Genomic DNA, 13318 nt, shown 5'->3' with positions numbered 1-13318 from the left:
CTTCCTGTCTAGGGCCTGAATCTCCTACGTGGATTTACAGACCACTCGCGCTTATAAGTTCATCTATCTGTGCATTGAACTCAATATCACTTAAATTACTGAGTTTGTACAGTATATCTGCGCCTGTAATGTCAAATTCAACCGTATGTTCAGTGATCTGCTCATCTTGGCGACGGAACATCAGGATATGATTGGCGATGCGCGCGACGTCAAGATAACTCACTGGCACATCTGTTTTATCTATCACCTGGTTACAAGCGACGGCGAGGAAGTCGTTATCAAATCCCCAGCTCTCTAGCACGAGCTTACTTGCGTTTGAGCACTGACGATCGAAAATTTGGAAGGCAATTTCTTCATTGAGGTAATTACCCTGCTCTAAATAGTTGTGGTACTCATTGACAATACAGAACAGACCAATATCCGCGAGTAAGCCTGTCAGGAGCGCTTTGTCGGTTTCCAAATGGCTGTAACTTGGTGAGCCAGATTCTTTAAAGCCGCGTACGACCAACACCATAGTGGCAGCTAACTCGCGAGAATTGGTTGCACTTTGAACCAATACTTGATTACACGATTGGCTCAGATTAACAGAGTGTTTGAGCTGCTCGATTGCTTGGGCAGTGACTATGTCACGTACTCTTAGAATGCCGAGTCGAGAGACTGCGGTAACCAGATCGGTACAAGTGATGTTACGACGATTAAAAATAACCGAGTTGGCCACGCGAATGACGATGGCAGCAAGGCCAGGATCTTCGAGTAAGCTATCAGCGACATCAGAAACCGTTGTGGTGTCTTGGGTACAAAGTTGTTGAATCTTTAGTACTACGTCAGAAATCGGAGGAAGAGAGATAGTACGTGACTTGATTGAGTGTTCAATCAAGGTTGAAAACTCAGATTCAATACCTTTGAGTAATAGCTCGCCGTTTTCAGGCAGCCAATAGAAAGATAAGTGGTTCATATACACTATAAGGTTATGCTACTCCTGACAGTGTAACGTCTTACACTGTATATTAGCAAACAATTGATCTCAGTTATTGATAATTCGCGCAGCATTTTATCTCGTTATTCCAGCGAGTTTGCAATTAAGTTAATATATTAACTTGTGATAATGTTCACGATATGAGATTGATTGAGTGTCATTGGTGTGACAAATGCACAGACTTATTTTGTTTCGTTAACTATCATTCTTAGTACTTGTTATCAATCAAACTAAACAATAACTAACACCATAGTTTGGTTGAGTTTTAATTTTTTCGCTTATTACTGCTGCTATCTGGTGATCATAACTAATCGGGGTATTTGATTAAGGATCAATGGATATGACAGAGCAACAATTTATTCAATACGTACAAAAGTTTGGCGACTTTCAAAAACGATCTATGTTTGGTGGTACCGGGTTGTTTAGAGACGAAGCTATGTTCGCACTACTCAGTGCCGACAAAATATTCATCAGAGGTGGAGAAGCATTAGATGAAACGCTTAACCAGCTAGGTTGTGAGAAATACCGTCATGTTAAGAAACAGACCACAGCGACGGTAAATTATTACGATATAACCCAGCTTTTTTCGAGCCAACATCAGCGACTGAGTGAGCTAGTAGAACAATCTATAAATTTTTCCGTATCGCAGCGTGAGTTCAAGCGTTCATCGGCGAACCGACGCTTGCGTGATCTGCCGAATATGCAACTGACCTTAGAGCGTATGGTGAAAAAGGCAGGGGTAGAGGATGTAGATACCTTTTTAGAACTTGGCGCACCTGCGGTCTTCTCAAGAGTGAAGCAAGCATATGGCAGTGATGTAGATGTAAAGCTGCTGTGGAAATTCGCTGGTGCAATCGAAGGGATTCATTGGAAGCTCATTCAAGAACCACGTAAACGCCAACTATTGGCGAGTTGCCACTAATCTCTCATCGCTTCGGAGTTGATTTAAGAAGCGAACTGCTCAAGTGCAAAAGGATTTGCAATAAAAAACCGAGGTATTTACCTCGGTTTTTTCGATATTGGACTCGATTAGAATTTAAAGCGAGTTGTGAACATTAGTTGGTCGCCGTAGAAATCGTTGATACGAGCTTCAGCACCCAGCGAGAATAGTTCAGTTGAATGGAAGCGCGCGTAAGCTGAGCCTGCCCATTTCTTGTTGTTGTCGATAGAAATGTAGCTTCCTTTCCCGCCAACCTCTAGCTGAGGACCTAGCCACTGACGAACGCCAAGGTTCAGTTCCATGCCTGTTTCTGTACCACCACTTAAACCGAAACGGCTTTCATTGCCGGTATCAACCAAACGAACAAGCATCTCACCAGTGAAATCTGCCCAGTTGTTGATTGGCGCGTGGAAACCAAAACCTGCCGCTGCGTCGTAATCGCCTTCGAATTCAGAATCGATGCGACCGACAACGTGTGCATTAGGGTGGATAGACTTACTCATTGCGGCACCAAAAGTGACCGGGCTAGCACCGATTCGAGCTTCTACGTAGTCATAATTGAAGTTGCTCATTACAGAAGGGCTGTTAGGGTCGGTTTGAGCAATTGTTTGACCAGATGCAAGCACAAGGGCTGCAGCTAAGATTGTTTTACGCATATGGACGATAAACCTATATCTCGTTAATTTCCTTGGTCTTAAGCGACATCAGCGCCATGACATTAGTTACGACATGATAATGCATCATAGCAATAGTCACTATAAAAATGTCATTGTTTTGTCGTTAATTATTGATTTAAGCAATTCATATGCCATATATGGTCATTTACTCACCGTAATAGAGTCGATTTTTAGCCATGGCTTCAAATACTCGCTCGGTTTCTAAAGCCGATGCCCAAGGCATTAAGTCCGGCTCGTGTTCGATCATATAAGTGGTGAGTTGGTTTTTTAACACTTGGCGAAGCTCATCACCTTGCCAAGGCTTTGCAATATAGAAGTCTAGGCTTGAATGATTAACTGCTTCCACTGTGTCTTCTAATCCTGCTTGTCCGGTAAGAAGGAGTTTTCTCGTGGGCTTTGTCGATTCATCTTGATTCAGTTCGATCAAAAACTGAATACCAGTTTGCTCGGGCATAATGTGGTCGCACAGGATCAGCGCCAATTTTACGTCTTCGCGTTCAGACTCTGCGATGAGTTCCTTCGCTTCTTGGACGGACTCCGCGGCTTCAACAATGAAGTGCTCTTCAAAACAATCAAGATCTTGCATTACGCTGTCTAGCACTTCTCGCTCATCATCGACACATAAAATAAGGTATTTGTTCATTTAGAGCTCCTTGACGATCGGTGGTACTTGGCAAAAGGGCAACCAAACTGACATCTTAGTAAATTGACCAACCACAGAATCAACCTCAATCCGCCCTCCATGCTGGTGGACAATTTGTTGACACACGGAAAGGCCAATACCTAAACCAAAGTTGCCTTCTTTCTTGGTGGTAAAGTTAAGGGTAAACATTTGCTGTTGAGTGGCAGGTGCAATACCGCAACCATTATCGGTAAAAGAGACCACCACCCAATCACGCCCACAGCGGGACAGTTTTAGAGTTTGGACTTTAAGCTCGCCTTTGTCTGGGAAAGCATCAATGGCATTGGAAATTAAGTTGGTCCACACCTGCTGCAAGGCGATAGGTTGGCACTGTATTTGAGGGATGTCCTCATAAAGACGTTCAACCGTATGAAACTTTAGGCGGTTTTCAAAAATGACCAAGGTATCTTCAATGCCTTCGTGAATATCGACCAGATGAAGTTTTTCGTCATCAGGTCGCGCATAGCCTTTGAGGCTTTTTACCATATCGGCAATTCGTCCGGCGCAGACGTTAATCGAGCGCAGTGTCGCACCCGCTAAATGGTAGTCTTCTAAGCGCTCAAGCGTTTGCTGCGCTTGCTGCGGCTGATTTGTCGCGAGCTCTAACCATTTTTTGTCGCTTTCAAGTCCTAGCTTAACCAACTTCTTCGCAACGCGACGATCTTGTATCTGTTCATCTAGTATCTTAGTGAGTTCGCGCTCTTTCGCTGTTGAACGAGGTCTCTGGTTGAGGCCTTCTTTCAGCACTGAGATGCCATCCATACCGACTTCCTCGATAGAACGATCATCAACTAGCTGTTGGATTTTGTTAGTCAGCGTCTCTGTGCCTCTTAAGATGGCGGCAATTGGGTTATTCAGCTCATGGGCAACTCCAGCGACGAGTTGACCAAGCATAGCCATTTTTTCTCGTTCAATCAGCTGTTGATGAGCAGACTCAAGAGATTCAAGGGTTTTTTGCAGCTCTAGCTTGGTATTAATGCTGCGTTGGAGGCGGCGGTTAAAATGTCTCAGCAGTAAGTTAGTGAAAAGAGGCAGCAACGTCATATTGGAGTGCATGACTTTGGAGAAGACTTCGCGGTCTAGCTTAATCACCTCAGTTTGCGAAAGCGTAACCGCAGTAGAAAAAGAGGGCTCACCTGTCACAAACGACATACCACCAACAATGTTGCCTTGAGTATGTCTTACCACCTCACGTTGCATGCCGACATCGTCTTTCTTATACAGAGCCACTTCGCCTTTAGTAATAAACCAAAGAAACTGGTTTTCTTCACCTTCGATAGTAAGCAAATGCTCTGGGGAGTAGGTGCGACAAGCTTGGGTTTCATCTTCTTGCGCAAAAAAATCGAGCAATGCAGAGGTGACTTTCTCAACAAGTTCTTGGTCAGACAGACTGTGATGATCAGAAATAAATCCTTCACGATAACTTCGCATTTTTTGTTCAATATGAGCCCGAAGCAATCGGTGTTGGTCGAGCACTTGGCTATAGGACAGCAAGTTCTCTTTATCATTTTCGAGGATGAAAGTAGTGAGCTCTTTTTGCGCTGTTTTATGCACTAGATTGTCTTGCAAAGGCTTGGTTAGGCAGTGGTCTAAACGGCCTTCGTTAACCGCAGACAAAATGGCTTGAATGTCTTGACCGCAACTTATCAGCACTTTACGGGCGCTTTGTGTATGGGTATTTCTGTCGAGTTGAACCAGAAAGTCGGCACCATTGAAATTCTCATGATGACTCGCGATGACTAAGGCAACGGTTTGTTTTTGCTCAAAACAATACTCTAGCGCAGCGTGCGCATCTTCGATGCTATCTGCGGTATGAAGGTCGAACTTGGCAGAGAGCGGGCTTAACTCTCGCCTAAGCTGTTCTACGCTTATTGGATTGTTATCTAAACAGATTACAGAGAATGGGTTCACGACTAGGCTACAATTTAAACATCGACAATTTCTACTCTACCAAGGACGGCACAAGAGTATTGGGAGCTAAGTACGAGATTTACGTATGATTTACAGAGAAAGCCAATACTCTGATTTAACTCAATGTTTTTTGGTGTAGACTTAATGAAATCACAATATAAGACGTTATTACCATGGATTTGAAAAAACTTGGCGCCATTGGTGGTGCTATTTCGCTTGCGTTATGTTGGCCACTCGCTGTCGGACAGATAGGACAGACCGTTATTCAAGACGGCGTTGCACATCTATCCAATGACTCTCTACAAGCGGAGATTGTTGAATACGACCGTGGATACCTCTCCTCAACGGTTAAAACTCGCTACACCATTGTTGACCCTGTACTTGCAGAGCAGCTTGCGATTGACGGCTTACCATCCGAAGTGATTGTGAACAGTAGTGTTAGTCATGGTTTATTTAGCCTTTCGGCTGAATCCGTGATGGAAAATGCACCAGACTTACCTCTTACACTCAGTACCGTCACTCAGCTAAACGGCAACACCGATTACGTGCTTAGTTTGGCGAATTGGAATCAAGTTACTGAAGGGCCTGACGGCGCGATTGTCTCTGTCACTCCTTCTACATTGAAAGGGCACGTCAGCGTATTGGGTGATGTTACCTATGATCTTGATATTCCTTCGGTTGAGATTGATTTCAATTCGGGTGAGAAGATGCTGTTGTCTGGCCTAACAGGACAAGGTCAAGGCAAGAAGATGAATAGCTTCTGGATTGGTGAACAGACATTCCATCTGGCAGAGACGTCTGTGTTGAATGTTGATCAATCACCACTGTTCTCTTTAAGTGACAGCAAGTACACCTTCTTAAGTTCATTTGACGAGATGGCAAAGACCGTAAGCAGCCAGCATATCGTCGATATGAATAAACTGGTTATGGAAGACGGCAACGTAGATAGCGTCTCTATCGATCTCTCTTTTGGTGATTTAGACAGTGTTGCTTTTGAGCATTTGATGAACCTATACCAAAATAATCCGATGCCGACCAACGCGGATATCGAAGCAGCAATACCTTACGTAGAAAGCTTATTTTCTAAAGGTTTCTACTTCGCTATGAATAAAATGGCGGTCAAGCTAGGTGAAGAGAGTGAGTTCGAATCTAAGTGGAAGATCACTGTTCCGCAAGGCACTGACAATGTGACTCAAAACCCGGCGATGATTTTGCCAGCGTTAACGGGTGATCTCGATACTTTCTTCTCAAGTGGACTCGTGACTCAATACCCATTTATTAAGCAGGGTGTCGACGAAGCTATGGCGATGGAGCTGGTTCAGGAAACGGATAAAGGCTATCAGATTCAAGCAGAGCTAAAAGAAGGTAATTTGGTGTTTGGCAATGGGCAACAGATCCCTCTAATGGCGCTACTTTTACCCGCGCTAATGCAGCCTTAATTACTATATTTACTGACTTAACCAAGAAAAGAGGTCTAAAGACCTCTTTTCTTGCTTTTTATCCTCAATAAAACATGCTATTAATCGAGTAATCTCTTAAAAGCATGCGCAAGGAAAGACTAGATGAGCAAGGTTTATAACTTTAGCGCAGGTCCGGCGGGCCTACCTAAAGCAGTGATGGAAAAAGCACAACAAGAATTCGTCGAATGGAATGGCTTAGGCACTTCTGTAATGGAAATTAGCCATCGAAGTAAAGAGTTCATCAAAGTTGCTGAAGAAGCAGAGCAAGATCTCCGTGATCTTCTTAATATCCCAGACAACTACAAAGTGTTGTTCTGCCAAGGCGGAGCGCGTGCTCAGTTTGCCGCAGTGCCACTGAACCTATTGGGCTCATCGAAAAAAGCAACGTACATAGACGCAGGCTATTGGGCTGAAAGCGCGGTTAAAGAAGCGAATAAGTACTGTGAAGTCGACGTGTTCGATGCCAAAACAGAGCGTGAAGGCAAAACGTCCGTTGTCCCTGCAAGTGAGTGGAAAGTAGCTTCAGATGCCGCTTATGTTCATTTCTGCCCTAATGAAACCATCGACGGCGTTGAAATTAGCGAACTTCCTCAAACAGACAAACCTATTATCGCGGATATGTCTTCAAACATTCTGTCGCGCGAAATCGACGTGTCTAAGTATGGCGTTATCTATGCAGGTGCGCAGAAAAACATCGGCCCTGCCGGACTGTGCATTGCGATCGTTCGTGACGATTTGCTTGAGTTAGCTAATGACTTAGTTCCTAGCTTTATGAACTACAAAGTTTTGGCAGAGAAAGACTCTATGTTTAATACGCCGCCAACCTTTGCTTGGTATCTCTCTGGCCTTGTCTTTAAGTGGTTAAAAGAGCAGGGCGGTGTTGCCGAAATGGAGAAGATCAACAAAGAGAAAGCGTCGTTGCTTTACAACCAAATTGATGGTTCAGACTTCTACATCAACAATGTTCACGACGTAAACCGCTCACGAATGAACGTGCCGTTTCAGCTTGCAAAACCTGAACTGGATGCATTGTTCTTAGAACAGGCTGAGCAGCGTGGACTGGTTGCTCTGAAAGGGCACCGTGCAGTAGGTGGTATGCGTGCTTCAATCTACAACGCTGTGCCACTTGAAGGGGTACAAGCCTTGGTTGAATTTATGCAAGAGTTCGAAGCTCAACACGCTTAATCGACACTTCTTTCTTCAAAGGCTCAACTGAATAGGTTGGGCCTTTTTTATGACTAAATTACGACCACCTAATGATTTTGGACTAGGCTATTAACTAGGTTGTTAATAAATGGGTCGATAACTTGGCGAAACCACCACTTTTTATTGGACTCGGTGCTGCCATTTTTCTTATTCAAGCACTTCTTGTTGGCATTAGCGTTGCGTCAATGCTTGCAGCCAGTCTTATCGTTTTACTCTTGATGCTACTAATGGTTGGCATCAAGCACATCAATGCGCTGCAACCTGAAAAAGTCCTACTTTCGTTAGAGCAGAACATTTTACCACTCGTGCGCCGCCAAATCGGTAACTCAGCCAGTTTTTCTCAGCAAGCTCTACATCAGATGACAACCAAAATAGAGCAGCTAAAAGATACAACCACGCAAGAAGATACGGCTAGCCAAGTGACCTCAAAACACCAAGAGCTGCTTAATGATCTTTTGGTGCTATTGCAGTTTGGAGATCGACTCAAACAACAGCAAAACGGCACCATTGAAAGTGTAGAGGTCATCGAAGCAGCGTTAAGAGAAGCATATAAGTTAGGTTGGAGCGAGCAAGAAGTCTTAGAGAGTTTAAATCAAATAGAACAAAAGACTCGTATTGAAAACGACAAATCCCCTCAAGATGAGGGGAAAGTGACATATTTTTAGGATGGGGCAATGCAAAAAACAATAATGGTCGTAGATGACTCCGAGTCGCTCAGACAGGTTGTTAACATCGCATTGAGCGGTGCTGGATATCGGGTCATAGAGGCAAAAGATGGCGTGCAAGGGATCGAAATGCTCGACGGGAGCAAGGTTCATTTGATTATCAGTGATGTCAATATGCCCAATATGAATGGCATCGACTTTGTCAAAAAGGTCAAGACCTTACCCAAGTATAAATTTACTCCGGTGATCATGCTGACGACGGAAAGCCAACAGTATTTGATGGATGAAAGTCAAAAGGCCGGGGCAAAAGCGTGGATGGTTAAGCCATTTCGCCCAGAGCAGATGCTCGAAGCCGTATCCAAGTTGTTATCGTAGAGGCGGATATGTCTGAGCAAGTTTATGTATTGCCGAGTGAGTTGACCATCTACGAAGTAGAGGAGACCTACCGTGAGCTACGTAGCTTGGTCAATGAGTCAGACAACGTGGTGTTAGATGGCGCTAATGTTGTAGAGATAGACAGTGCTGGATTTCAGTTACTGATTTGGTTTCTCCGTTGTAGCCATCAACCGATTTCGATACACGCCGTTCGTCAGCCAAGCGAGGAAATGAGCAAACTGTTTGAACTTGTCTGCGACTCAGGCTTTCGTGAGCGAAATCAATATGTCTGATCTAGAACGCGCGATGCGGGTATTCATCAATGAATCACTTGAACTGACCGATGATATTGAGCAGGCACTGCTGGATAAAGGGTTATTGAAAGACAATTTTGCGGAGTGGATAGATGAGCTGTTTCGCGGTGTTCATACCATCAAGGGCAGTGCAGGGTTATTTGGCTTAGACGAAGTGACTACTCTGACCCATGTAATAGAATCGCTGCTCGACCAAGTTAGGCAACAAGTCACCCCGGTTGATGATGAATTGATCGAGGTATTGATCGAGAGTAACGATGTTGTTAGAAAGCAAATCATTGCTCTCAACGAGAATTCACCTTTACCCAATGCGGAGTCGGTTGCCCAGCGTTTACTGCCTTATATTATCGAATCCGCCATGCCAAGCGCTGCTGATGCCACTAAGGTGGAAAAAACGCCGCCCACCGAGGAAGAACATCACGAGGGGATTTGGCACATTTCGTTTCGCCCTCACCAAGGGGTGTTTCAAGATGGGTTAGACCCGATTCGCTTTATTCAATTTCTCTCAACCAAAGGCCAACTCGAACATGTTGAGCTGATGACGGTTGAGTTAGACAAAGTGATTGAAAGTCCAGACAGCCAGTTTAACCCGGAAAAATGTTATCTCGGCTTTGAACTTCGCTATCGGGCCAGTACCTCAAATGCACAGATTATGGAGGCATTTGAATTTGTTCAGCGTGATGCGGATATTACCGTTCTGCCACCAGATAGTCCGGCCGAAGACTACTTTGCCTTGATTGAGTGCTTACCCGAAGAGAGCAGACATCTCGCCGAAATGTTTACTGCCATGGGTGTATTAACCCAGCAAGAGTTCGAGCGCTTCCAGTCTCTTTCATTCCACACGCCTCAATCAAAATTTCAACCAAGAATCAAAACCGCCAAAACCCTTAGGGTGGAAGCGGATAAGCTCGATAAGCTGATCGATCTTGTGGGCGAGATGGTGATTATGGGGGCCCGCACTAATTTGCTAGCTCACCAAACCGGCAGTGAACCTTTGGTGGAGTCAATGGCGCTATTAGAGCGTTTGGTTGAAAGCATTCGTGACAGTTCCCTTCAGCTACGAATGGTTCAAATCGGAGATACCTTCAGTAAATTCAAACGCATTGTTCGCGATACCGCCCAAGAGCTAGGTAAGCAGGTCGAATTAGTGGTCAGTGGTGCTGATACTGAGCTTGATAAAACCTTCGTTGAGAAACTCAGCGATCCACTCACACACCTTGTACGCAATGCTATCGATCATGGAATGGAATCTGCCGCAGAGCGCATTTCAGCGGGTAAAGCGCCAGTAGGGACGATACGGCTCAATGCGTATCACGACTCAGGTTCAATTGTGATTGAGGTGGTTGATGATGGTAAAGGCATCGATGAAAACAAAGTCTTAGAGCAAGCAAAACGTTCTGGCCTCGTCAGCGAACATGACACGGTGACAAAACGTGAGTTATGGAAGCTGATTTTTGAACCTGGTTTTTCTACTAGCGAGCAGGTGACCGACCTATCAGGTCGAGGTGTGGGCATGGACGTGGTAAAGCGCAACATTGAACTGCTAAGAGGCAATATAGAGGTGAATAGTCAGAGCGACAAAGGAAGCCGGTTCGTAATTCGTTTGCCTCTAACACTATCTATAGTCGACGGTTTTATGTTCAAAGTTGCGGGAGGCGAATATGTGATTCCGCTGGACAATGTTGTCGAGTGCCTTGAGCTAAAAGAAGTGATGCAAGATGAACAAGATAGTCAGCGGCGTTTTATTCATCTTCGCGATGAGGTGCTGCCATTTTTAAGACTGTCAGAGTGGTTTGGCGTCGAGGCGCATAGCACGCCGGAACAAGAGGCCTTAATTGTAGTTCAACTTGGCTCAATGAGAGCGGGCTTGGTCGTAGACAGTTTAAGTGGTGAGTTTCAAACCGTGGTGAAATCACTAGGACCACTGTTTGAAGGTCTACGCGGAGTCAGCGGTGCGACGATTTTAGGCAGTGGTGAAGTCGCAATCATATTGGACATTTTTGCACTGGTTCAAACGGCATTAAGCCCGAGGGAGCGAGTAAATGTAGAGCGCTTTAACTAACAGCGCTAACAGCGAAAGGTTGGATGTTGATTGCAACAGACCAGCTTAGGGAGAGCAGCATGATTGGTAAGCTATCGATCAGGAGCAAAATCATTGTCGCCATGTGTACTATGGGCTTTTTATTGCTTGTGATTGCGGTCTCGGTACAACTTAAGAACCGGACAATCGAATCCTATGCCATTGATGTCGGGAAGGAAGAGATTCCCAAGGTGATTCTTTCATTGAGTATGCTTGATGAGCTAGGCGATATGAACTCGAATGTCTTGGAGTTCATAACTGGTGAGTCGGAAGAGAAGGAAGACTTTCATGACAACTACACTGAGTTTGTCACCTTTTTCGAAAGCCTCAAACAGCTCAAATCCATGGACCCTGTCGTTGTGCGCCAAATTGACGACCTTTCTAGGCGCTATTACGAAGATATGCAGAATCTAGTGTTTAAGCGTTTTGACCCGACCTTAGAGACACAAGCGGTAGAGAAATACAACTACTTGATCAGTGAGTTTGCTGAGCCACTAGAGAGTATGCTCGATACGCTCAAGGAAGAAGAAGTGGCTGATGCAGGTCGAACGCAAGATTTGCAAGAAGTGCTCAATGATGATCTCCCTGGTGTGCGTTACTACCTTGAATTGATCGATGAAGAAGGGGACATGATGTCCGCGTTGAACGGCTATATGCGTGGCGAAATCGGTGCGGTCAATGCGTTTGAGAAAGAAGCGCGCAATTTTGCTCAGTATCTCAATGAAATTAAACCGATTGAAAGAAAGCCAGAAGAGATCAAAAGCTTAGGCCTAGTCGAGCAGATGTATCTTGAACTCTATAACGGAGGTAAAGATATCTTCGCAACCTATCGCCCGCGAGACAAACTCGAAGCGGCGCAGCAAATCGATAAGTTAGAGCATGAAGTGTTCAGCAAGTTAGAGAAGATACTTGATGATATTAGCTATAAGGCGAGCAAGCAGAGTACCGACTCACTCGATGAGTTGGTTATTGCCGCTCGTGACAGTATCACGCTTGTTTGGGCGCTGTTAGCGGTTGCGGTGTTGCTCGCATTCGTCACTGCTATGTTCCTTATCAAAGGGATTGTGCTGCCGATTAAAGCTCTGTCTGAAGCCGCAGAAGACCTGCGTTCTGGTGAAGGGGATCTGACTCGGCGAATTCCAGACTTTGGCAGCGATGAGATTGGTGAAACGGCCACCAGCTTTAATGGTTTCTTAGATAAGTTGCAAAACATTATGCTGGATATCCAACGTTCGGTAGAAGCTATCGCCCATAGTACCAATGAAGTCTCTACCACCTCGCAAATGCTCAGCACCACTTCCAGCCAACTCGCCTCTAGTGTCGAAGAGACCAGTGCGTCACTCGATCAAATGAGTTCATCGATTTCAATGAATACCGAAAATTCTAAGGTGACCAATGGCATTGCCACTCAATCGAGTTCTGAGGCAAACGAGGGGGGCAAAGCGGTGAACGACACCGTGAATGCCATGACAGCTATCGCGGAGAAAATCGGCATCATTGAAGACATCGCCTACAAAACCAACTTACTTGCGCTAAATGCTGCCATCGAGGCGGCGCGCGCAGGAGAGCATGGTAAAGGTTTTGCCGTGGTCGCTGATGAAGTGCGCAAGCTCGCTGAACGCAGTCAAATTGCGGCCCAAGAGATAAGCTCGTTGGCAGATAGCAGCGTGAAAGTTGCCCAACATGCCGGAGACATGCTCAATCGCATGGTGCCTAATATTCAGAAAACCGCCGATTTGGTGCAAGAAATCACCGCGGCATCCACAGAGCAAAGCACCAGTGTGGCGGAAATCAATCGCACCGTTTCTCAGCTGGATGAAATCGCTCAGCAGAATGCCTCTGCTTCGGAAGAGCTTGCCTCAACGGCCGTTATGGTACAGGAACAAACCAATGAGATTCGCAGTACGGTGAGTTTCTTTAAGCTGACGCAATCGAGTGAACAGCGACACAGTGTGCGACGTAAACCTAGCCATCCGACTCCGCCTAAAAAAGAAGATGGCTTTGTGCCTTTTGATGAGTAAGGCGGTGCAGG

Annotated in this window: 12 protein-coding genes; 8 read left to right on the top strand and 4 right to left on the bottom strand. The window is 45.3% G+C overall.

The features are described from left to right. Positions 1-34 precede the first annotated feature (34 nt). Positions 35-955 (bottom strand): HDOD domain-containing protein, encoded by a 921-nt coding sequence (locus LYZ37_RS09105; protein WP_272785261.1) that lies wholly within the window; start codon positions 953-955, stop codon positions 35-37. Between the two features lie 355 nt (positions 956-1310). Between LYZ37_RS09105 and LYZ37_RS09100 the strand changes: the two genes are divergently transcribed. Beyond that, complete coding sequence (locus tag LYZ37_RS09100; protein ID WP_239825523.1) at positions 1311-1898, top strand: TfoX/Sxy family DNA transformation protein; 588 nt, start codon at positions 1311-1313, stop codon at positions 1896-1898. Between the two features lie 107 nt (positions 1899-2005). On the opposite strand, the gene LYZ37_RS09095 is transcribed toward LYZ37_RS09100, so the two are convergent. The 3 genes from LYZ37_RS09095 to LYZ37_RS09085 all read right to left on the bottom strand — a co-directional run bounded on the left by LYZ37_RS09095 (position 2006) and on the right by LYZ37_RS09085 (position 5186). Beyond that, positions 2006-2572, bottom strand: a complete 567-nt coding sequence (locus LYZ37_RS09095; protein WP_272785260.1) for a hypothetical protein — start codon at positions 2570-2572, stop codon at positions 2006-2008. Between the two features lie 166 nt (positions 2573-2738). Next, positions 2739-3236: a response regulator gene (locus LYZ37_RS09090; protein WP_004749037.1), complete on the bottom strand. Its 498-nt coding sequence runs from the start codon at positions 3234-3236 to the stop codon at positions 2739-2741. Continuing rightward, a complete protein-coding gene (locus tag LYZ37_RS09085; RefSeq protein ID WP_272785259.1) occupies positions 3237-5186 on the bottom strand; it encodes an ATP-binding protein in 1950 nt (649 codons plus the stop codon). Between the two features lie 173 nt (positions 5187-5359). Here LYZ37_RS09085 and LYZ37_RS09080 point away from each other — a divergent pair, with 173 nt between their 5' ends. From LYZ37_RS09080 to LYZ37_RS09050, 7 genes are all read left to right on the top strand, one after another. Continuing rightward, positions 5360-6625 carry a DUF945 family protein gene (locus tag LYZ37_RS09080; RefSeq protein WP_272785258.1) on the top strand — a complete coding sequence of 422 codons (1266 nt, stop codon included), beginning with the start codon at positions 5360-5362 and terminating at the stop codon, positions 6623-6625. 123 nt (positions 6626-6748) lie between these two features. Further along, a complete protein-coding gene (gene serC / locus LYZ37_RS09075) occupies positions 6749-7831 on the top strand; it encodes a 3-phosphoserine/phosphohydroxythreonine transaminase (RefSeq protein ID WP_272785257.1) in 1083 nt (360 codons plus the stop codon). A 122-nt stretch (positions 7832-7953) separates the two neighbouring features. After that, complete coding sequence (locus LYZ37_RS09070; RefSeq protein WP_272785256.1) at positions 7954-8517, top strand: hypothetical protein; 564 nt, start codon at positions 7954-7956, stop codon at positions 8515-8517. 9 nt (positions 8518-8526) lie between these two features. Then, a complete protein-coding gene (locus tag LYZ37_RS09065) occupies positions 8527-8892 on the top strand; it encodes a response regulator (RefSeq protein ID WP_069666663.1) in 366 nt (121 codons plus the stop codon). Between the two features lie 8 nt (positions 8893-8900). Continuing rightward, positions 8901-9185, top strand: a complete 285-nt coding sequence (locus LYZ37_RS09060; RefSeq protein WP_272785255.1) for an STAS domain-containing protein — start codon at positions 8901-8903, stop codon at positions 9183-9185. Then, positions 9178-11268, top strand: a complete 2091-nt coding sequence (locus LYZ37_RS09055; RefSeq protein ID WP_272785254.1) for a chemotaxis protein CheA — start codon at positions 9178-9180, stop codon at positions 11266-11268. Before LYZ37_RS09060 ends, LYZ37_RS09055 begins: the two co-directional genes overlap by 8 nt. A 59-nt stretch (positions 11269-11327) precedes the next feature. Continuing rightward, positions 11328-13307: a methyl-accepting chemotaxis protein gene (locus tag LYZ37_RS09050; RefSeq protein ID WP_272785253.1), complete on the top strand. Its 1980-nt coding sequence runs from the start codon at positions 11328-11330 to the stop codon at positions 13305-13307. Positions 13308-13318: the final 11 nt, after the last annotated feature.

The sequence above is a fragment of the Vibrio tubiashii genome (genome assembly GCF_028551255.1).
GTDB lineage: Bacteria > Pseudomonadota > Gammaproteobacteria > Enterobacterales > Vibrionaceae > Vibrio > Vibrio tubiashii_B.
The sequence above is the reverse complement of the archived record's forward strand: the minus strand, read 5'-3'. Positions and strand labels throughout refer to the sequence as shown.

What these genes read in the sequence shown, in the direction of transcription:
- LYZ37_RS09060 (WP_272785255.1), top strand. Translation starts at nt 8,901, where the DNA reads ATGTCTGAGCAAGTTTATGTATTGCCGAGTGAGTTGACCATCTACGAA.
- LYZ37_RS09065 (WP_069666663.1), top strand. Translation starts at nt 8,527, where the DNA reads ATGCAAAAAACAATAATGGTCGTAGATGACTCCGAGTCGCTCAGACAG.
- serC (WP_272785257.1), top strand. Translation starts at nt 6,749, where the DNA reads ATGAGCAAGGTTTATAACTTTAGCGCAGGTCCGGCGGGCCTACCTAAA.
- LYZ37_RS09095 (WP_272785260.1), bottom strand. Translation starts at nt 2,572, where the DNA reads ATGCGTAAAACAATCTTAGCTGCAGCCCTTGTGCTTGCATCTGGTCAA.
- LYZ37_RS09090 (WP_004749037.1), bottom strand. Translation starts at nt 3,236, where the DNA reads ATGAACAAATACCTTATTTTATGTGTCGATGATGAGCGAGAAGTGCTA.
- LYZ37_RS09050 (WP_272785253.1), top strand. Translation starts at nt 11,328, where the DNA reads ATGATTGGTAAGCTATCGATCAGGAGCAAAATCATTGTCGCCATGTGT.
- LYZ37_RS09055 (WP_272785254.1), top strand. Translation starts at nt 9,178, where the DNA reads ATGTCTGATCTAGAACGCGCGATGCGGGTATTCATCAATGAATCACTT.
- LYZ37_RS09100 (WP_239825523.1), top strand. Translation starts at nt 1,311, where the DNA reads ATGGATATGACAGAGCAACAATTTATTCAATACGTACAAAAGTTTGGC.
- LYZ37_RS09105 (WP_272785261.1), bottom strand. Translation starts at nt 955, where the DNA reads ATGAACCACTTATCTTTCTATTGGCTGCCTGAAAACGGCGAGCTATTA.
- LYZ37_RS09080 (WP_272785258.1), top strand. Translation starts at nt 5,360, where the DNA reads ATGGATTTGAAAAAACTTGGCGCCATTGGTGGTGCTATTTCGCTTGCG.